Origin of the sequence: Vibrio sp. 1180_3, assembly GCF_029478545.1 — a bacterium.
In the GTDB taxonomy this organism is placed as follows: Bacteria; Pseudomonadota; Gammaproteobacteria; order Enterobacterales; family Vibrionaceae; genus Vibrio; species Vibrio aestuarianus.
In genome coordinates, this window is record NZ_SJFM01000018.1 from 40463 (window position 1) to 60495 (window position 20033).

Annotated in this window: 15 protein-coding genes; 8 read left to right on the top strand and 7 right to left on the bottom strand. The window is 43.5% G+C overall.

The genetic code is table 11. The features are described 5' to 3' along the window. Genes EYW48_RS12295 through tldD form a run of 3 tightly spaced genes read left to right on the top strand, consistent with a single transcriptional unit; the run spans position 1 to position 6165 of the window. Positions 1-3879, top strand: coding sequence for a YhdP family protein (locus EYW48_RS12295; RefSeq protein ID WP_277432486.1), 3879 nt, complete (start codon positions 1-3; stop codon positions 3877-3879). Positions 3880-3889: 10 nt separating this feature from the next. Next, a complete protein-coding gene (locus EYW48_RS12300) occupies positions 3890-4723 on the top strand; it encodes a carbon-nitrogen hydrolase family protein (protein ID WP_171979689.1) in 834 nt (277 codons plus the stop codon). Further along, entirely contained in the window at positions 4720-6165 is a 1446-nt protein-coding gene (tldD, locus tag EYW48_RS12305) for a metalloprotease TldD (protein WP_168523484.1), read from the top strand. The genes EYW48_RS12300 and tldD overlap by 4 nt, the downstream gene beginning before the upstream one ends. Before the next feature lie 86 nt (positions 6166-6251). Here the strand turns inward: tldD and arcA are convergent, their stop codons facing one another. Beyond that, positions 6252-7472, bottom strand: a complete 1221-nt coding sequence (gene arcA, locus EYW48_RS12310; protein ID WP_053308805.1) for an arginine deiminase — start codon at positions 7470-7472, stop codon at positions 6252-6254. Positions 7473-8032: 560 nt separating this feature from the next. On the opposite strand from arcA, the gene rraB reads away from it, so the two are divergent. Continuing rightward, a complete protein-coding gene (gene rraB / locus EYW48_RS12315; protein ID WP_274674870.1) occupies positions 8033-8455 on the top strand; it encodes a ribonuclease E inhibitor RraB in 423 nt (140 codons plus the stop codon). Positions 8456-8644: 189 nt separating this feature from the next. Next, on the top strand, positions 8645-9448 hold the full coding sequence (locus tag EYW48_RS12320; RefSeq protein ID WP_053308839.1) for a hypothetical protein: 804 nt from the start codon (positions 8645-8647) through the stop codon (positions 9446-9448). 102 nt (positions 9449-9550) lie between these two features. Here the strand turns inward: EYW48_RS12320 and EYW48_RS12325 are convergent, their stop codons facing one another. The 5 genes from EYW48_RS12325 to argR all read right to left on the bottom strand — a co-directional run bounded on the left by EYW48_RS12325 (position 9551) and on the right by argR (position 15255). Then, positions 9551-9943, bottom strand: coding sequence for a DUF2061 domain-containing protein (locus EYW48_RS12325; RefSeq protein WP_277432487.1), 393 nt, complete (start codon positions 9941-9943; stop codon positions 9551-9553). 149 nt (positions 9944-10092) lie between these two features. Further along, positions 10093-10530 carry a universal stress protein gene (locus EYW48_RS12330; RefSeq protein ID WP_053308768.1) on the bottom strand — a complete coding sequence of 146 codons (438 nt, stop codon included), beginning with the start codon at positions 10528-10530 and terminating at the stop codon, positions 10093-10095. 85 nt (positions 10531-10615) lie between these two features. Beyond that, positions 10616-13195 carry a TRAP transporter permease gene (locus tag EYW48_RS12335; RefSeq protein ID WP_176313248.1) on the bottom strand — a complete coding sequence of 860 codons (2580 nt, stop codon included), beginning with the start codon at positions 13193-13195 and terminating at the stop codon, positions 10616-10618. Positions 13196-13473: 278 nt separating this feature from the next. Beyond that, positions 13474-14442, bottom strand: coding sequence for a TAXI family TRAP transporter solute-binding subunit (locus EYW48_RS12340; protein ID WP_171979676.1), 969 nt, complete (start codon positions 14440-14442; stop codon positions 13474-13476). A gap of 342 nt (positions 14443-14784) precedes the next feature. After that, the gene (gene argR, locus EYW48_RS12345; protein ID WP_053308838.1) at positions 14785-15255 is read right to left on the bottom strand and encodes a transcriptional regulator ArgR; all 471 of its coding nucleotides are present in this window, start codon (positions 15253-15255) and stop codon (positions 14785-14787) included. Positions 15256-15578: 323 nt separating this feature from the next. On the opposite strand from argR, the gene mdh reads away from it, so the two are divergent. Together mdh and EYW48_RS12355 are read left to right on the top strand one after the other, a co-directional pair. Continuing rightward, complete coding sequence (gene mdh / locus EYW48_RS12350) at positions 15579-16514, top strand: malate dehydrogenase (RefSeq protein WP_053308765.1); 936 nt, start codon at positions 15579-15581, stop codon at positions 16512-16514. 414 nt (positions 16515-16928) lie between these two features. Next, a complete protein-coding gene (locus EYW48_RS12355) occupies positions 16929-18335 on the top strand; it encodes a basic amino acid/polyamine antiporter (RefSeq protein WP_053308764.1) in 1407 nt (468 codons plus the stop codon). Between the two features lie 130 nt (positions 18336-18465). Here EYW48_RS12355 and ispB read toward each other — a convergent pair whose 3' ends face one another. Continuing rightward, on the bottom strand, positions 18466-19437 hold the full coding sequence (gene ispB / locus EYW48_RS12360; protein WP_053308763.1) for an octaprenyl diphosphate synthase: 972 nt from the start codon (positions 19435-19437) through the stop codon (positions 18466-18468). A 272-nt stretch (positions 19438-19709) separates the two neighbouring features. Between ispB and rplU the strand changes: the two genes are divergently transcribed. Beyond that, a complete protein-coding gene (gene rplU / locus EYW48_RS12365) occupies positions 19710-20021 on the top strand; it encodes a 50S ribosomal protein L21 (RefSeq protein WP_053308762.1) in 312 nt (103 codons plus the stop codon). Positions 20022-20033: the final 12 nt, after the last annotated feature.

Here is a 20033-nt window from a genome sequence, read left to right on the forward strand (position 1 = left end):
GTGATATCACCTTTTACGCGCCTTTGGCGCATCGTGTTATGGCTACTAGTCAGTGCCATGGTGGTCTTAGCCATTGCTGTAACCACCTTGCGTGTTGCACTGCCACAAATGAATCGTTTTCAGGGCGAGATTCAGCATTGGATCAACCAAAACTCAGGCTTTGAATTTGAGCTCAGTGAGGTAAAGGGATTCTGGCGTAATACGCACCCTTCTATTGCCTTAAAAGGGCTACAAGCTAATTTACCCGATGGTTCGAAAATTTATTTTTCCGCCCAGCAAATTGATGTTGAGTTTGACCTTATTCAATCTCTGTTACAGTTACAGCCTGTCATTGCTGACCTGAGCGTACATCAACTCAAACTCGATATTCGTTCGGTAAATTGGTTAGAACTTAATCAAGATGATAATCCTCAAAATAACACTCAGAGCAGTGTCATTCATCGTTTAGATAACTTACTGCTACGGCAACTGGATGATTTTGCGTTGCTCGACTCTACTGTCTTTTATCAGTCGGTAGCGGGCGATATTCGTCAGTTAGATATAGAGCGTCTGCGTTGGCAAAATAATGGCGCTGAGCATAAAGCGGAAGGTGTGGTCAGTATTGCTGATACCAGTATCAACTCTTTGTTGGTGAGTGCTAACTTCGAAGATCATGGTTCATTGCTTGATATTTCCGGCAATTTCTATGTCAGTGCTGACAATATTAAAATCGGGCCCTGGCTAACACGTTACTTGAAAGATGAAACCGGGATTGAAAAAGGCAATATTAGCTTTGATGGTTGGCTAACGGCTCAACATAACCAGCCAGTCGATGGTTATGTTGAGCTAAAGCCGTCAGAACTGGTGTGGCATGATGAGCGTCAACATGATCTGCTATTAGAATCAGGAACGGTTAAGCTTTCTCCTGTGGATAAAGGTTGGCAAGTAAATGCTTACTCACTGAAACTTCGTACGGATGATGATGCATGGCCAGATCTTGATGTCGCTTTTGATTGGCATCCTAGCCAATGGCGCTTAAACCTTTCTCAATTGGACATCAAAACACTGCTTCCGTTAGTCAAACTTGCACCTGATTCATCGAAAACCAACCAGCTTTTGCAACAGTTAAACTTTGGCGGCACACTGGAAGATATCCGGTTGAGTAAAGGCGAAACGCTAAATTCACTGAAATATTCTGCCAAATTGAATGACGGTTCAATGGCGCAATGGAAGTTATTGCCTGAAGTTCATCACCTGCAAGCTGCGATTTCTGGTAATACAGAACAAGCCAGAGCCAAGGTCACTTTAATTGACGATGTGTTACCGTATGGCGAAGTCTTCCAAGCGCCATTAAATATCCGCCAAGCTGAAGTTGATATTGTCTGGCAACAACAGGTTGACGGTTGGTCATTATGGGCCGATAAAGTCACTGCAGCAACGCCCGATCTACAAGTGCTTGGTGCATTTCGCCTCGATTTCCCTGAGCAAAAAAGCCCTTTGCTTTCCTTCTATGCGGAAGCGGATTTATACAACGCTGGTGAAACGTGGCGTTATTTACCAACGCTTGCGATGGGTCGTAGTTTAACCGATTATCTTTCAACGGCTATTCAGGCCGGTAAAGTCACTACTTCTAAACTATTGTGGTACGGTGAACTGGCAGATTTCCCTTACGATAAAAATAACGGCATGTTCCAGGCGTGGGTTGGATTAAAGCAAGCTAAGTTTAGTTTTGATACCGCATGGCCACCGATCACCGATTTGCAGCTTGATCTGTTATTTGAAAATGATGTGATGTATTTAGATTCACATTCTGCAACGTTAATGGATGTGACAGCCAAAAGAATTACAGGTCGTATTCCCAAGCTTGCACCGGGTGGTCATATAGAAATTGAAGCCACGGCGATAGCGCAAGGCAACGCAGTTCGTGATTACATGACTTCCACACCGTTGGTTGATTCGGTTGGTGCGGCATTAACTGCTATTCAAGTGAGTGGCGAAGTTCAATCACAATTTCAGCTCAATATCCCTTTTGATCACGATAGAGAAGCCAGAGCGTGGGGTTGGGCTGACTTAAACAGTAACCATGTCCAAATTAATGCACCACCAATGACACTGGACGGGGTATCAGGACGAATTGAATTTGATAATGATGTCGTAACGGCGGCCGGTCTTTCCGCTGAACTGCTGACTCAGCCAATCTCTGTCGATTTTAAGGGTGAAAATGTCCCTCAAGGCTACTCAGTGAAGATTGATGCGCTAGGTGATTGGGACATAAAACCCTTGACCCCGTTTGTTGGTGAACGTTGGGTGAGTCGTTTAGGTGGTCATGCACCATGGCAAATGGGCGTTGATCTCCAGCTCAATGATATTGGTTTTACTTACCAAATTGATAGCACAGCAGATATGAAGATGATCGAAAGTGATTACCCATATCCATTGAAAAAATCATCTAATGTGGCGGGTAGAGCGCGTTTGCAAGCCTCTGGAAATCAAGAGTCGATTACGGCTCGCTTACAATTGCCACAAGTTAAATACCAAGCGGAAATAGACATAACGCCTAATACACCAGTGCTTACCGCCACCAACCTAGTGGTTGGAAATGGAAATTTCAGAATTAGCCCTGTCGTGGGGCATCATGCTCTGATACGTAGTGATCAATTTGATTTAGACCAGTGGTTAAACGTAGCCAATGAACCTCAGCCAAAAGCTAGTGCTGTGCTTGATAAAATGAACACTCCGACTATTCCACAGCCAGAAAAGATTAATGTTAACGTCAAGGAATTGATGTTAGCTGGGCTTGAATGGCACGATGTTGATTTTAGTGCAAGACGTAAAAACCTAGGGTGGTTGGTACAACTTGACAGTCAAGAAGTCAAAGGACAAGCCAGTTATATTGAGCCTTATGATTTGTCTGTCTCATTAGAACGTCTGCATGTTTACATTCCATCTTTAGATACTTTGTATGACGATAATAATAAAAACTTACTAGTGGATTCAGATCGTCAAGCCGAGCCTCTTATTTCTGATTTTGACCGCCAGTTTCATCAGTTGATGCCAAACTTAACCTTAGCTATCGATGATTTTTGGTTGCAAGGGTATAAAATTGGTCAGTTAAATATGGACTTCCAACGCCATGGTGACACGCTCGAATGGAAGAGTATTGACATCAATAGCGGTACTAACCAGATCAATATAGATGGTACTTGGACGCTCAGCGAGCAAACCAGTCACACTGTTTTCAACCTCAATATGAAAGGTGACAATAACAGCGATGTAATGGAACGTTTTGGTATTAGTTCCGGCATTCAGAAAGCGCCTTTTGAATTGTCCACTGAAAGTAATTGGGATGGCGCACCATGGTCAATGAAGATCAATACGCTACAAGGACAACTCAGAACTAAATTAGGAAAAGGTATCATTTCAGATGTAAGTGGCGCGGCGCGGTTACTTGGTTTGTTTAGTTTAGATTCGATCATCCGTAAGATGCAGCTCGATTTTAGCGACGTGTTTGATAAAGGTATGGCATTTAACTCGATTACCGGTAGCGGTGAAATTTCCCAAGGGGTATTTGTGACTAATAATATCGAGATGGATGCGGTTGCGGGTGACATGAAAATTAAAGGGTTAGCCAACCTTAATACACGGATAGTCGATGCTGAAGTTAACTTTGTGCCTGATATTACCTCTGGCATTCCAGTACTGACAGCGTTTGCGGTAACGCCACAAACCGCGTTGTATGTATTGGCAATTACCACGGTCATTGCGCCCGTAGTGGAAGTGTTTAGCCAAGTGAACTATGAGGTTAAAGGGCCCATTAACGCTCCTGTTGTTAAAGAACTGTCACGTAGCAAAGGTGAATTCAAACTGCCCGAAAAACTGAGAAATATCGCAGAAAAATAAGGACACAAGCATGGATAGCGTAGGACTTATTCAAATGACTTCCGGCCCTCGGCCGGATTTGAATCTTGCTGATATCGAGCAACAAGTTAGTCAGTTGGCTGCTCAAGGCGCTCAATGGGTTGTCACACCAGAAAACTCGATTGTATTTGGTACTCGGCAAGATTATCACCAATATGCAGAGCCACTAGGGCAAGGTGATATTCAAGCCAAGTTAGCATCGATTGCGCGTCAGTATCGGGTCTGGTTGTTGGTTGGTAGTATGCCGATTAAGCAAGGTGCTGCTGTGACGACAACATCGTTGCTGTTTGATGCGCAAGGCACACTTTGCGCACATTACGATAAGCTACATATGTTTGATGTTGATGTTACCGATGGCCATCAACGCTATCGAGAGTCTGAAACTTTTACCCCCGGCACAAAGCTGAATGTTGTTTCGACACCATTTGGTCAAATAGGTCTATCCATCTGTTATGATGTTCGCTTTCCTCATTTGTATTCTCAGCTTCGAAAACAAGGTGCACAGATTTTAATAGTTCCCGCAGCTTTTACCGCTGTGACTGGACAAGCACATTGGGAAATTCTGCTGCGAGCGCGAGCGATAGAAAATCAGTGTTGGGTCGTTGCCGTCGGGCAAACGGGCGTTCATCCATGTGGGCGTGAAACTTGGGGGCATTCTATGGTTATCAATCCTTGGGGTGAAGTTGTCGCAAGCTTAGCCAACCAAGCTGATAACTTGGTGGTTGATATTGATTTAAGCATCGTTGAGCAGATTCGCCAACGCATGCCCATTGCCACACATACACGATTCACGAATCAATTTATAGATGATAAGAGCAAACTATGAGTATTAACCGCATTGAAGATGCACTATTAAAACCCGCTGGCTTAACTGAGCAAGATATTGCTGACACGCTAGCGAGCATTGCCACTCGCCAAATTGATTATGCCGATATCTATTTTCAATCTAGCTGGCATGAGTCATTGGTACTTGAAGACAGCATTATCAAAGATGGTTCATTTAATATCGACTGCGGTGTTGGCGTACGCGCTGTTACCGGAGAGAAAACGGGGTTTGCCTATTCAGACCAAATTCAACTTGAAGGGTTGAAACAAAGTGCTATGGCGGCGCGTGGTATTGCTCAGCAAGGTAAAAATGGCCGTGTTCAAGCATTTAAGCGAACCGATAACCAAGCCTTTTACTCTGCGGATAATCCATTAGAAAGCTGGCAAAAGCAGCAAAAAACAGATCTCCTCAAAGAGCTCGATGCTTACATCCGAACTAAAGAGCCAATGGTTCAGGAGGTGTCGGTTAGCTTAAGTGGTGTGCACGAACAAATGTTAGTCGCTGCCACTGATGGCACTTATGCTGGGGATATACGCCCATTGGTTCGTTTGTCTATCAGCGTATTGGCTCAAAAAGGTGACCGCCGTGAGCGCGGTAGTGCTGGTGGTGGTGGACGCTTTGGCTACGACTTTTTCTTGACTGAACAAGACGGAAGCAAAATTGCTTTCCAATTTGCAGATGAAGCGATTCGCCAAGCGTTAGTGAATTTAGAAGCGGTAGCCGCTCCCGCGGGCACTATGCCAGTGGTCTTGGGTTCTGGCTGGCCGGGTGTACTGCTTCACGAAGCGGTCGGACATGGTCTGGAAGGTGATTTCAACCGTAAAGGCTCATCGGTATTTTCCGGTAAGATCGGCCAAAAAGTGACTTCAGATCTTTGTACTATTGTTGATGATGGCACTTTGAAAGATTTGCGTGGTTCACTCAATGTTGATGATGAAGGGGTGAACGGCCAATATAATACCTTGATTGAAAAGGGCGTATTAAAAGGCTACATGCAAGATAAGCTTAATGCGCGCTTGATGGGCGTGAACCCGACCGGTAACGGTCGTCGTGAATCTTACGCACATTTGCCTATGCCGCGTATGACCAATACTTACATGTTGCCAGGTGAACACACACCAGAAGAGATCATTTCTACCGTTAAAAAAGGGGTCTATGCGCCTAATTTTGGCGGTGGTCAGGTCGATATTACATCTGGTAAGTTTGTTTTCTCAGCTTCAGAAGCTTACATGATTGAAAATGGTAAGATCACTCACCCAATTAAAGGTGCAACCTTGATCGGTTCAGGGATTGAAGCTATGCAGCAGGTGTCGATGGTCGGCAATGATCTAAGCATTGACCGTGGTGTTGGCGTGTGTGGTAAAGCAGGACAAAGTGTACCAGTGGGTGTCGGTCAGCCCACACTTAAACTTGATTCCTTGACGGTTGGTGGTACGGAATAAGCACTTTTGGGGTGGTTGGATTAACAAAAAGCGGCGATATGATTCGCCGCTTTTTTATGAGGCAATACTTACCAAGTTAGAAATGGTTAAATACCATCGCGTTCAATTGGGCAACTCATGCAGCGTGCTCCACCGCGACCGCGTCCAAGCTCATTTCCTGGAATCGTAAGTACTTCAATACCTGCTTTATCGTATTTTTCGTTGGTATACACATTGCGTTCGTAACCGATAACCACGCCTGGCTTTACTGTCAGTACGTTGTTAGCATCATTCCACTGTTCACGCTCTGCTTCATAGCTGTCACCACCAGTGGTGATGATTTTAAGGTAATCAACCTCGAGGGCCGATTCAATGGCGTGAATATAACTGGGGACATTTTCGACCTGTATATCAGCATCGTTTTTTGGTGTTAAACGCCAGGTATCTAAGTCTTTACGCATAATTTCCGGATAGACAGAGAACGTATCAATATCCATATGTGTCATGACGGTATCTAGGTGCATGCAAGAGCGATGTTTGGGTAAATTAACCGCAATTACCTCTTTGGCTTGACCATGTTTGAATAGGTTCGCCGCTAAATTTTCTACACCTTGTGGTGTGGTTCGTTCTGAAATACCAATCAGAACCGCACCTTTACCAATCACCAGTACGTCACCACCCTCGATATTGGCATTATCGTAATGCAGATCTTCATCGCCAAAATATTTAATGAAATCTTGACCAGCAAAGACTGGGTGCCAGCGATAAATTGCACGCAGATGGTTAGTTTCACGTTGACGAGCTGGTTTCATCATTGGGTTGAGTGATACGCCACCGTATACCCAGCATGATGTATCACGAGTGAATAGGTGGTTGGGTAGAGGCTCAATCACAAAATCCAATGGTCTATGCATCTTTGGTAGCATTGATGATGAAGGTATCGGTAGTTCCGAATAGGCTAGCCCACCAAGTAAAATAGTGGCAAGGTGCTCGTTGTCCATCTCGGCTAGATAACGGCGAAGATCGCGAGCAAAGATCGGCCCGTAGCGAAAATCAGATATCTGAGTATCAAGCAGCCAGGTTTTTGCTTCTGCCACCGCTAAGGTATCGACTAAAAGATCATGCAATAGCAATACTTCGACATCCTGCTTTCTTAGTGTATCAGCAAAAGCATCGTGTTCTTTTCCCGCATCTTCTACCGCGAGAACGTCATCAAACAGCAGTTCATGACAGTTCGAAGGGGTAAGATGGGTTAAGGCGCGTTCTGGTCGATTTAACAGTACTCTTCGTAAATGGCCTACTTCAGATCCCACGTACAACTTACTCATTTTGTATCCTTACTCTTATTCCTGAGGCTATTAATGACAAGCTTACCGTTAAGATGCAAGTTATCCTTCTGGTAATATAAACCAAAAAAACCAACATTATTAGTTTTAAATTTCATTAATATTTACTTTAACACTCATAAATTCCAATTTTACATAAATAAGAGCTAGAATAGAAAATGCCTTATTATGCGCTTTTGTGTAAAATAGAAAGTAATCAAGCATGAACAATATATGCATAAAATTTCGCTTTTATGCGTTTTTAGTGAATAAAGGTCAGAGATTCTCTGTAAGTTCTAATTTTCGAATATGCATGGATGATCGATAAATGGGCACTTTCAGGCGTAATTCACCAAAAACGATAGGCAGATAATCTGCTGAAGTGGTCAATTGAAAATAAATTGTTAAATTATGCTGTCTCGCCGCTTTACGAGAGTTTTAAGGTGAATGATCTTCTACAAAGATAACGATCTTAATGCTTTGTTGGTGGTAATTTTTAGCGATCCATGCCATATTTCGTCGCAATTCATTTAGATCTATTTTTGCCAAATCTGGAGCGCCTTATGTCTCAACCTCAACAAGATGATTACGTGTCCGTTGAAGAGTTAATTGAAATCCAAAAAGAGGATACTCGCGACATCATTCAAGCACTATTGGAAGATGGAAGTGATCCAGAAGCGTTATATGAGATTGAGCACCATCTGTTTGCTGAAGATTTTGACACGTTAGAAAAAGCGGTCGTTGAAGCATTTAAAATGGGCTTTGAAGTTCTTGAAGCTGAAGAAACTGAAGATGAAGATGGCAATAAATTACTGTGCTGTGATGCGACAATGCAGTCAACGCTTAATGCCGAGGCTATTGACGAACAAGCGGCTAAGCTTATCAATCTTGCTGAAAAATATGACATCATCTACGATGGATGGGGCACTTACTACTCTGGTGAGGATGCACTGTACGGTGACGACGACGAGGATGATGAAGAGTAATTCCTCAGTTAAAGAATGCCAGCCTTGTTGCTGGTATTTTTTTATCTGCAACTAGGCAAGGTGCATTGATTTATCCAACATTTCATCTTTGCTTATCTTGGACTACAGAATAAATAGTTACCTGTAAGCGCACATTTGAGTGTTTTTTTTGTATATAATGCGACAAAATTGATCTGGCTCAAGTTTATTATGCAACTTTCTCTCGCTGGCTTTTGGCAGCTTTCACCGTTGACTGATTTGTCGATCCCTCAAGATGATTTGTGCTTTCCTGCTCCTCTTAGTCAAGTTTTGCCTGAAACAATGACAGAGCAGCAGATTGCCGAACAAGAATGGCATTTGATGCATGATATTGATGTCGATGAGTCTATGCTGGCGTTTGCCGCGGTAGATTTGGTATTGGAAGGGATCGATTTTTATGCCGAAATACGGTTAAACGGCGTGGCCCTTTTCGATTGTGATGGTAGCCAGTCTATCTATAAAAAAGATATTCGTCCTTTAATGCAGCTTGGGCGCAATCGTTTTGAGATTTTATTTCTCGAACAGGAAGAAGAGTGGTTGCTTGATGAAGAAGATGCGATTGAACTTTGTCCACTGGGCCATCATCAGGTTAAAAAGTACGATCAACGAATCGGTATTTGGCAGCAGCCGTATCTACAGTTTATTCGTCACGTTCGTTTAGAGCATGTGACCACTGAACAGATTTGGCACCACGGTGGTGGGTGTGAGTTTTTGGTCAATCTGCACTACAAAACCTACTCACCAGGGTTGGTGGCGGCGGTGGTTAAATTTAATGGGATGAGCTATCAGTTGCCGATCGATGTACGTCAAGATCACGCCAGTGCGCTATTTCAAGTTGAAGCCCCTAAATATGCTGATCTGAATAAGCTTGATCCGAGTGATCTTTACACGTTAACCGTGCAACTTGATGGACAGCAGCAATCATTTCATATCGCATTGAGTGAAGATTTATGTGTCACTCATTTTCCTTTGTAAGCCTTGCGCTGTGAAGTTGCTGATGGCGCTCAACTTTCCCAATTACCTTGTTTACAGCCATTGAGGGACTTGTTTGCACCTCTACTGCAATTTCAAGACATTTTAGTGTGAACAATGGGCTGGGTGCCAAGTGGCTGCATGTTTGCGTTGCCAAAATTTCTCGTAGAAGTAGTAAGCACAAGTATTAATGCTTGGTTCGATCATCGCCATTACCCCACCAATTAAAAAGCTCCCTGTCATTAAGTAGGCGACCCCAAAGGCGACATTAAAATGTATGACAGCAAAACTGGTGGTTTTGATTGTGGCGGACTGAGCAAAGCGTTGCAGCAGTGAATATTGAGCCCATAGCTTCTCATGGAAGTAAAAAGCAACTGTGTTGACCATAGGTTCAAGCAAAGCAATCAAGCTACCGAGAATGATGTCACCGGTTAATAAATAAGCCACTGTAAACGCAATGCTAAAATGTATAGCTGCAAAGTTAAGTGTCTTTTTCATGTCGTATACCTATTGATTATCTATGGGATACAAACATTATTGATAACTATTCTCATAATGGAAAGGTGGAAATATCGATTAATGTGATAGTTGATTCCTAACGTAAAAAAGGCGCATTCAGCGCCTTTTTTCGGTGGGGGATAAGGTTTTTAACCTTGTGGCTTTACAACCAACACGTTAATCGGTGAATGCTGCACGACTTTACTCGCCACTGAACCCAACATGACTTTATCGATCTTCGAACGTTTATGGCTTGGCATCACAATCAGATCCGCTCCGAGCTTTTCTGCATAATCTAAAATGGTCGCGTAGGTTTTGCCTTCAGCTACGTGCAGTTTGTAAATAATTTCATCATCGATATGCTGATCAGCGAACTGTTTGAGCTGCTGCTTGACATCACTTTTCATTTTAGCTGCAGCATCTTTAGGGAAGTAAGTCGCGACCATAGACATGTGAATGCCAGGTAGTACGTTTAATAGATGAATTTCAGCGTTTGAATGTCTTGCATGCCAAACAGCAAGTTCAACGGCTTTATCTGCAAAGCCTTTATCATTTAGGTCAACTGGAACAAGGATATGTTTATACATTATTGTTTATCTCATTGTGCGATATGGCGCTTTGGAGCACCTTGTTTCCGTTAAGTATATGCCTAGCTTTAGCTAGGCATATTGATTAAGCGCGTATTTTTTGTGTTCTGATACGGCGTTTTTGATTCCATGCTAAAGCAATGACCAATAGTAGCGCAGGTAGGAATACCCACTCTTTCATTGGACGGTCACTATCAACCACGACTGAGCGAATTTCCCAATCGAAATCAATCCCTGATGCTTCTGCTGGGCTACCAAATTCAATCATGTCGACAATCATACGGTTATTGACTTGCTTGAGTGTTAGCCCCATAGACTGAATACGCTCTTCAGCGCTTACTGCTTTATCATTAAAAGGTAGTAGTACCGTCTTTGAACGGAAATCTCCGTCAAGTGTTTCACCAGCAACGATCAGTTCAATAGACTCACCGACATTGAGCGCCTCAGTAATTTGAGCAATCTCAGTACCTGGGTGAATCTCGGTCGCTGGATAAATCATATCCCACCAAAAACCAGGGCGGAAGAATGAGAAAGTGAGCACCAGCAATAAGACGGTTTCCCACCATTTGCTGCGAGTAAACCACCACCCTTGAGTTGCTGCTGAGAACAGTAGCATCGCCGTGATGGCTGAGAAGATGGTCAATGCTAAATGCCACCAAGTATCAATACCCATCAACAGTAGTTGTGTATTAAACACGAACATAAATGGCAAAATAGCGGTACGAATATCGTAGGCAAAACCTTGAATACCAGTACGAATCGGATCTGATTTCGCGATAGCCGCCGCGGCAAAGGCTGCGAGACCAACCGGTGGTGTATCATCTGCCAAAATACCGAAGTAGAACACAAATAGGTGGACTGCAATCAGTGGAATGATAAGCCCATGTGCCGCGCCTAAAGTAACAATCACCGGAGCCATTAACGTCGATACAACGATATAGTTAGCTGTTGTTGGTAGACCCATACCGAGGATCAGACTGATCACTGCGGTGAAGATCAGCATCATGATCACGCTACCACCAGAGATGAACTCAACAAAGTCAGTCATGACGAGACCAATCCCCGTCAACGTCACGACACCGACGACAGTCCCTGCTGCCGCTGTTGCTACACCAATACCGATCATGTTGCGAGCGCCAGACACTAGGCTTTCACTTAAGTCGATAAAACCCGCTTTGATCTGGGTATTCACATCATTGGTTTTGTTAATGAGCGACATGAGAGGTCGTTGAGTGATCAAAATAAAGATCATAAACACGGTGGCCCAGAAGGCGGAAAGCCCTGGGGAAAAACGTTCTACCGTTAAGCACCAGACTAGAACCACAATTGGTAAGAGGTAATGAAGACCAGACTTTACCGTCGGACCCGGATCCGGAACTTCGGTCAGTTCGGCATCCATATCCATTGCCCCTTCAGCGGCATAGCTAGCAGAGATCTTAACTAAGGCGACATAGGTCAACAGTAATGCAATGGTAACGATAGGGGTTGCTGCTGCGCCGAATACGTCTTTAGTCCAGCCAATGCCGTAATAAACGACGGCGCTGATGACACACAAACCTAAAATTGTGCCGGTAAAAGAGAGCAAGCTGTGAAGCAAGGTCGGTGTATTACGACGAGGTAGTCCGGTCATACCGGCTTTACAGGCTTCTAAATGCACAATATAGATAAGCGCAATGTAAGAGATGAGTGCAGGCAGTAATGCGGCACGGATAACTTCAACGTACGAGATACCGACATATTCGACCATCAAAAATGCCGCCGCCCCCATGATTGGTGGCGTTAATTGTCCGTTGGTTGATGCCGCAACTTCGACCGCTCCGGCTTTAGTGCCCGGAAAGCCAACTCGTTTCATCAATGGAATGGTAAAGGTTCCGGTTGTCACAACGTTGGCAATCGATGAGCCAGATACTAGGCCAGATAAACCGGATGCAACCACCGCAGCTTTTGCTGGACCACCACGCATATGGCCAAGCATTGAAAACGCTACTTTAATGAAATAAGCACCGGCTCCCGCACGCTCAAGCATGGCGCCAAATAAAACAAAGAGGAAGACAAAAGAAGTGGATACCCCTAACGCAACCCCAAATACCCCTTCAGTCGTTAGCCATAAATGCGACATTGCTTTATTTAAGCTTGCACCTTTATGAGCAATGACATCTGGCATGTATGGGCCGCCAAAGGTATAGAGCAAGAATATCGCAGCCACCATCATTAACGGTGGACCTAACGCTCTGCGTGTTGCTTCAAGAAGTAACACCATACCAATGACTGAAACGATGATGTCTAATATTGTCGGAGCTCCCGAACGCCCCGCCAACTCGGTATAAAAAAGGTAGATGTAGGCAGCCGAGAAACTTCCTGCTAGGGCCAACAGCCAGTCGATAAGAGGAATGCGATCTCGCGATGAACTCTTCATGGCGGGATAAGCGGTAAACGCTAGGAATACGGCAAAAGTAAGATGAATGGCTCGTGCTTGAGTATCGTTCAAGACAGCAAAATTGAAGATAAATGGTAACGGTGATGCATACCAAAGTTGGAACAATGACCAACATAGTGGGACAAACCATAGAATGCGCCCAGATAACCCACTTGGGTTTCTTGCGCCAGTATCGGATTGCGCCACCATTTCTTGCACATCGGTAGACTGAGTCGTTGTCTTCGTCATGTACGTTATCCTTATTATGTGATGGTCTGATCTGAAAAGTTTCCATACATCAGTGCATTCGGCATGAATGATTCATTGCCGTGAACAGATTAGTAGGGTTTTCAGGAATCGATCAAAGTTGGTTTTCTAATCATTGAAAACCAAAATACATCCCTAAGATATAGAGTTTGAACAGCTTGGCTAAACTCTAACGGTTTGGAATATATGAATGTGTTAATGAAAGGAGGCATGACACCTCCTTTCTGGTTCGCTAAGTTATGAGTTATCGCAGTGCGACATTATTTTAGCAGGCCAATTTCTTTGTAGTATTTTTCAGCGCCAGGGTGAAGAGGAATAGAGATCCCCGCTTTTACCATGTCTTCTTTTTTCAAGTTTGCGAAAGCAGGGTGTAGGCGTTTGAAGGTATCGAAATCTTCAAATACTGCTTTAGCTAAGTTGTAGGCAACATCGTCTGAAACGTCAGTGCTCGTCACTAATGTTGCCGCTACACCAAAGCTTTTCACATCTTGATCTGTACCACGGTACATGCCAGCAGGTACTGTGCTGTATGCATAGTAAGGGTTATCAGCGACGATTTTTTCAATCTCAGGCCCTGTTGCAGAAACTAATTTTGCATCACAAGAAGTTGTTGCCTCTTTGATTGAACCATTTGGGTGCCCAACCATGTAGATGAAGGCATCAATTTTGTTATCACATAATGCTTGAGAACGCTCAGAACCTTTTAGTTCAGAGGCAAGTTTGAAGCTATCGTTAGTCCAACCCATCGCATCCATAACAACGCCCATGGTTGCGCGGTCACCAGAGCCTGGATTACCAATGTTGACACGTTTACCTTTCAGGTCTGCTACGCCATTAATGCCAGAATCAGCGCGCGCGATGATATTAAAAGGTTCGGTATGAAGTGAGAAAACCGCGCGTAGTTTTTTGAATGGACCTTGCTCTTCAAATTTACTGGTACCGTTGTAACCGTGGTACTGCCAATCTGACTGAACGATACCGAAATCTAACTCACCAGCACGAATAGTGTTAACGTTGTAGATAGAGCCGCCAGTTGATTCTACAGAACAACGAATGTTGTGATCTTTACGTCCTTTGTTGACAAGTTTACAAATCGCACCGCCTGTTGGGTAGTAAACACCCGTCACCGAACCGGTACCAATTGTAATGAACTCTTGAGCATTGACCGCACCCGCGCCAATCACTGCAGCTGCAATCGCTCCAACTTTAATCAATTTATTCAATGCCATGAATTTTCCTTCCTTATCCATTATTAACCCCATAAATAATAGCAATATAGGGGGAGTTTCCTTAACTAGGAAACGTCGTCTTTTTCAATCCGTGTGTTGAAAAAGCGGCTAAATAATACCAAAAAATCGACACATAATTATAGGAATGTTAAAAAATATAGCGAAATAGGCTATATATTAGTGACTCCTTTAGTGTCAAATATATGACAATGGCTTGCCTATCAATGAGTTATTATCGCTTAATTAGTGATGTCTTATTTTTGAAGATGTGAACAGAGTCACGCCTCAATAAGCGGCACGACTCTGATAATGTTAGAAAATGAGCGGAGTTTGAGCTGAAGTTTAACCTGCGTATTCAAACAGATCGCAAACAGAATCAAATAGTTGCTTTGTCGTGACATTCAAAGTTGGGGTGATAAAAATCGTATCATCACCGGCTACTACGCCTAAAATACCTTCTGATTTCCCCAAAGAGTCGAGCAAGCGAGCAATAAGCTGCGCTGCGCCAGGGCCGGTATGGATCACAACCAGTGCAGCGTTATGGTCGATATCTAGCACCAGTTCGCGCAGTGAGCTTGATACTGTCGGAACCCCAAGCTCAGCAGGAAGGCAGTAAACCATTTCCATTTTTGCATTGCGAGTACGTACGGCACCAAACTTAGTGAGCATGCGAGAAACTTTAGATTGGTTGATATTCTCAAACCCTTCGTTACGCAGTGCATCAACGATGTCACCTTGAGAGCCGAATCGTTCTTCTTTTAGTAGGGCTTTAAAAGCACGAACTAGATTATCTTGCTTATCATTATTGCGCATAGTCATCGTCTTCGATTGAACATTTATTGCTGCATATTCTCGCATAGCTATGCAGTTATAGCCAAACTATCCTGCAAAAGTGTCTAAAAGGTCACTGTAAAGTTGACGTAAAACTTTGGTCGAATAGCGGCTTAAGCCTTTGTCAGTAAAGATAATAAGCGTCATAATCGCCACTGGTTTTGTGGCACGGTTTTTTGCGATTGCGCAAGGTCGCAAAGCTGACGTTAATTGATTGTAATCATATTGTGATTGCTATAGCGTTCTACCTTAAAAATACCCTACTAAAAACATTTATAAGAGATTAACTCTCAAGGAGAACTACGATGAAAGTAGCTGTTATTGGTGCCGCTGGTGGCATCGGTCAAGCCCTAGCACTTCTACTTAAAAACCGTCTTCCTGCTGGTTCAGATCTAGCGTTATACGATATTGCACCAGTTACTCCTGGTGTCGCTGCTGATCTTAGCCATATCCCGACGCCGGTATCGATCAAAGGTTATGCTGGAGAAGATCCAACACCAGCACTGGAAGGTGCGGATGTGGTTTTAGTTTCAGCTGGTGTTGCGCGCAAACCAGGTATGGATCGTGCTGATCTATTCAATGTTAATGCTGGTATTGTAAAAGCGTTGGCAGAAAAAATTGCTAAAGTGTGCCCAAAAGCTTGCGTTGGCATCATCACTAACCCAGTAAACACAACAGTACCAATTGCGGCTGAAGTATTGAAAAAAGCGGGTGTGTACGACAAGCGCAAATTGTTTGGTGTGACTACACTGGATGTTATTCGTTCTGAAACCTTTGTGGCAGCACTTAAAGATAAAGATCCAGGCCAGGTTCGTGTACCAGTTATTGGTGGTCACTCTGGTGTCACTATTTTGCCTCTTCTATCTCAAGTTGAAGGTGTTGAGTTTAGCGCTGAAGAAGTCGAAGCTTTAACTAAGCGTATTCAAAACGCGGGTACTGAAGTGGTTGAAGCAAAAGCGGGTGGCGGTAGTGCGACACTTTCTATGGGACAAGCGGCTTGCCGTTTCGGTCTGTCTTTAGTGAAAGCACTGCAAGGTGAACCTGGTATTGTTGAGTGCGCTTACGTTGATGGTGGTAGCGAACATGCTTCTTTCTTTGCTCAACCAATCAAATTAGGCAAAGATGGCGTAGAAGAAGTATTAAGCTACGGTGTATTAAGTGCTTATGAGCAAGCTGCTTTAGACGGCATGCTTGAAACACTGCAAGGTGATATCGCTATTGGTGTTGAATTCGCTAAATAATCGCGAAATATCATTACGCTAAAAATGCTGCTCTTTTAAGAGCGGCATTTTTTATGGGCTAAATGTTTTCATAACAGCACTTTAATCGGTTTAGTATTTGTGTGTTTTAAGCGGTTTAATCGCTATATTTACCTATTTTTGTAATTAATTTTTAAGGCTAACTCAGTATTATTGTTTGAATTAATGCAACTTTTTATATTAAGACGCTTTTCTGTGTGTAGAATGCGGAGTTTTTTACTGTTTGCACTGTTATTTTGATGATGAACTTACTATCTTTTTGATCCTCGGCAATGAAGTTGCCATCTTTATCACTATCTAGGTGATAAAGATCACTTTAGGGCTATGTCTTATCATATTGTTCTCTAAAATAGCGCCTTCTTCCTCGTATGTGTAGATACTCACAGGAACATCACCATGGATAATAAACTCGGTTTAGGCTCACTCACAGCGCTTGTCATTGGTTCAATGATTGGTGCTGGTGTATTTAGCCTGCCGCAAAATATGGCCTCTGTGGCTAGCCCTTTAGCCGTCATGATTGGATGGGGGATCACTGGTATAGGGATGATCTTTCTTGCGCTTTCTTTCCAACAATTAGCGATTCATAAGCCGCACATCAATAGCGGTGTGTTTGGTTTCGCCAGAGAGGGTTTTGGAGACTTTGCAGGTTTTTGTTCTGCCTGGGGTTATTGGTTTAGTGCCATGGTCGCCAATGTTTCTTACCTAGTCATCGTTTTTAGTACGTTAGGGATGTTTTTTGATAGCCCAGATAGCGTCATTTTCGGAGCAGGAAATACTTGGGTTTCTATTGCTAGTGCTTCGGTATTACTCTGGCTTGTGCATTTACTGGTGTTAAGGGGAGTGCAAACCGCGGCGTTTATTAACCTCATTACTACCTTTGCGAAAATGGTACCTTTAGTTCTGTTTATTCTTTGCGCTGCATTTGCCTTTAGTTGGGATAAATTTACGCTAGATTTTACTGGGCTCCATTTTGGCAGCGAACACGATTTGCTTACCCAAATCAAAAGCACAATGTTGATTACCGTGTGGGTGTTCATTGGTATTGAAGGTGCTGTCGTCGTGTCTAGTCGAGCTCGTCATCGTGCTGATATTGGCAAAGCGACCATTCTCGGTTTGTTGACAGCTCTGACGATATATGTACTGGTGACTTTGCTGTCAATGGGGGTAATTAAGCCGGTAGAACTGGCACAATATCAAAATCCATCAATGGCAAAAGTTCTGACCATGATTATTGGCCCATGGGGTGAGTACATCATTGGTATCGGTCTTATTATTTCTGTTTGTGGGGCATTTTTAAGCTGGACAGTGCTGGCATCTGAAGCGCCATTTTTATGCGCAAAAGATAAAGTGTTTCCAGCCATTTACGCTAAACAAAATGCAGCGGGCAGCCCGGTTAAGGCGCTGACGTTAACCAATATTTGTATCCAGTGTTCATTGATTTTAGTGATGTATGCGGGCAGTACTTATGACACTTTGTTGATCTTTGCATCTGAAATGATCTTAGTGCCATATTTTTTGGTCGGTGCGTTCACGCTTAAGCTGGCGATTGAACAGAAAAATCGTGGCAAGTTACTCATCATTGGTTTGTCGGCGACGATTTATGGGTTGTGGTTGCTGTACGCTTCTGGTTTGCATTATTTGATGCTCTCTGCATTGCTGTATCTGCCAGGGCTTTATTTCTACATCAAAGCTAAACGGGAGCAGGGCATTCATCCATTCCAAGGGAGAGAGAAGTTTGGCGCGTGTGCTTTGACCGTTGTTGCTGTTGTTGCTTGTGGGATGATTTGGCAAGGTGGGTTGTAGCTTAATGTTCAGTAGAATGATGAAGCGCCTTGATAGCAAGGCACTTCATCTCTGTTTGTCTAATGCTTGATTACTTGCGGGTAAAAAATAGAAGAACAAATCGCAAGTTATATCGAGCCATCATTATCGGTTACTTAGTGCGGTTCACTGCCATATGAGCCAGTGTAATCAACGCCTGCTTGTAATCACTATCAGTAATTGCAGCAAGTTCAGCTATCGCTTTATCGGCTTCTTGTTGCGCTTTTTGCGTTGTATATTCTAACGAACCTGTCTGCTTCATGACCGCTAGAATTTCATCTAAACGCTCCATGCCATTCGATTTTTCAATTGCCTCGCGGATCATACTGGCTTGTTCTGGTGTACCATTTTGCATGGCATACAGCAGTGGTAAAGTGGGTTTACCTTCCGCTAGATCATCACCAACGTTCTTGCCCATCTCTTTTCCATCAGAGGTGTAATCCATCACGTCATCGATGAGCTGGAAAGCGGTGCCGAGGTATTTGCCGTAATTTTGTAAAGCTGTTTCGATCTCTTGAGGGGCATCGTTTAAGATAGCGCCAATTTGAGTTGCCGCTTCAAATAAACGTGCCGTTTTTGAGTAGATCACCTGCATATAACTTTCTTCGGTGGTGTCAGGATCATTACAGTTCATTAACTGCTGAACTTCACCTTCCGCAATGACGTTTACAGCATCGCTCATTAACTCGAGGATCCTTAATGATCCTAACTTAGTCATCATTTGGAATGAACGGGTGTAGATGAAGTCTCCGACCAACACGCTGGCGGCATTACCAAACGCGGCATTGGCAGTTGCTTTGCCACGACGCATGTCAGACTCATCGACGACATCATCGTGCAACAAGGTCGCAGTATGAATAAATTCGATAAATGCGGCTGCGGTTGTGTGCGCCTCTCCCTGATAACCGAGAGCACGAGCTGACAAGATGGCCAGCAGAGGGCGCAGGCGTTTACCTCCGCCACTGACAATATAAAACCCTAATTGGTTGATTAAAGATACATCAGAGTTGAGCTGAGCTTGAATTGTTTCATTCACTTTTGCCATGTCGTTGGCAGTAAGTGTTTGGATAGCGTTAAAATCCATGATTGATCCGGCTGAAGTTAGAACCTATAAGGTATTTTGTTCTTCTATAATTCTCGAATAATACACTAAAAAACGTTGATTAATACATGGCTTAAAGGCATGATTGCGGCACTTTTCATTGGCGATTAGCTTTTCGCCAATTTTTTCAAAATATGGCTTGTCTTAGGGTACTCATTCGCGTAGAATCTGCGCCCTATTGATGATTAGTTTAGCGCACACCCAAATTGCTCAAATAAAAAGCATACGGCTGTGCGGAAAGAGCGGAGTAAAATATGTACGCTGTTTTCCAATCTGGTGGTAAACAACACCGTGTAAGCGAAGGTCAAACTCTTCGTTTAGAGAAATTAGACGTTGAAACTGGTGCAACTGTTGAATTTGATAAAGTTCTTCTAGTTGCTAACGGTGAGGTTATCACTGTTGGTGCACCTCTTGTTGAAGGCGGTAAAATTACTGCTGAAGTAGTACAACACGGTCGTGGCGATAAAGTTAAAATCGTTAAGTTCCGTCGTCGTAAACACTCTCGTAAGCAGCAAGGCCACCGTCAGTGGTTCACTGAAGTGAAAATCACTGGCATCAACGCTTAAGTAATTTAGGAG

Excerpts from the sequence above, each read along its gene's own strand:
- ispB (WP_053308763.1), bottom strand. The coding sequence starts at position 19,437 with ATGGATTTTAACGCTATCCAAACACTTACTGCCAACGACATGGCAAAA.
- rraB (WP_274674870.1), top strand. The coding sequence starts at position 8,033 with ATGTCTCAACCTCAACAAGATGATTACGTGTCCGTTGAAGAGTTAATT.
- EYW48_RS12330 (WP_053308768.1), bottom strand. The coding sequence starts at position 10,530 with ATGTATAAACATATCCTTGTTCCAGTTGACCTAAATGATAAAGGCTTT.
- EYW48_RS12355 (WP_053308764.1), top strand. The coding sequence starts at position 16,929 with ATGGATAATAAACTCGGTTTAGGCTCACTCACAGCGCTTGTCATTGGT.
- EYW48_RS12340 (WP_171979676.1), bottom strand. The coding sequence starts at position 14,442 with ATGGCATTGAATAAATTGATTAAAGTTGGAGCGATTGCAGCTGCAGTG.
- EYW48_RS12320 (WP_053308839.1), top strand. The coding sequence starts at position 8,645 with ATGCAACTTTCTCTCGCTGGCTTTTGGCAGCTTTCACCGTTGACTGAT.
- arcA (WP_053308805.1), bottom strand. The coding sequence starts at position 7,472 with ATGAGTAAGTTGTACGTGGGATCTGAAGTAGGCCATTTACGAAGAGTA.
- rplU (WP_053308762.1), top strand. The coding sequence starts at position 19,710 with ATGTACGCTGTTTTCCAATCTGGTGGTAAACAACACCGTGTAAGCGAA.
- argR (WP_053308838.1), bottom strand. The coding sequence starts at position 15,255 with ATGCGCAATAATGATAAGCAAGATAATCTAGTTCGTGCTTTTAAAGCC.
- EYW48_RS12300 (WP_171979689.1), top strand. The coding sequence starts at position 3,890 with ATGGATAGCGTAGGACTTATTCAAATGACTTCCGGCCCTCGGCCGGAT.
- mdh (WP_053308765.1), top strand. The coding sequence starts at position 15,579 with ATGAAAGTAGCTGTTATTGGTGCCGCTGGTGGCATCGGTCAAGCCCTA.
- EYW48_RS12325 (WP_277432487.1), bottom strand. The coding sequence starts at position 9,943 with ATGAAAAAGACACTTAACTTTGCAGCTATACATTTTAGCATTGCGTTT.
- EYW48_RS12335 (WP_176313248.1), bottom strand. The coding sequence starts at position 13,195 with ATGACGAAGACAACGACTCAGTCTACCGATGTGCAAGAAATGGTGGCG.
- tldD (WP_168523484.1), top strand. The coding sequence starts at position 4,720 with ATGAGTATTAACCGCATTGAAGATGCACTATTAAAACCCGCTGGCTTA.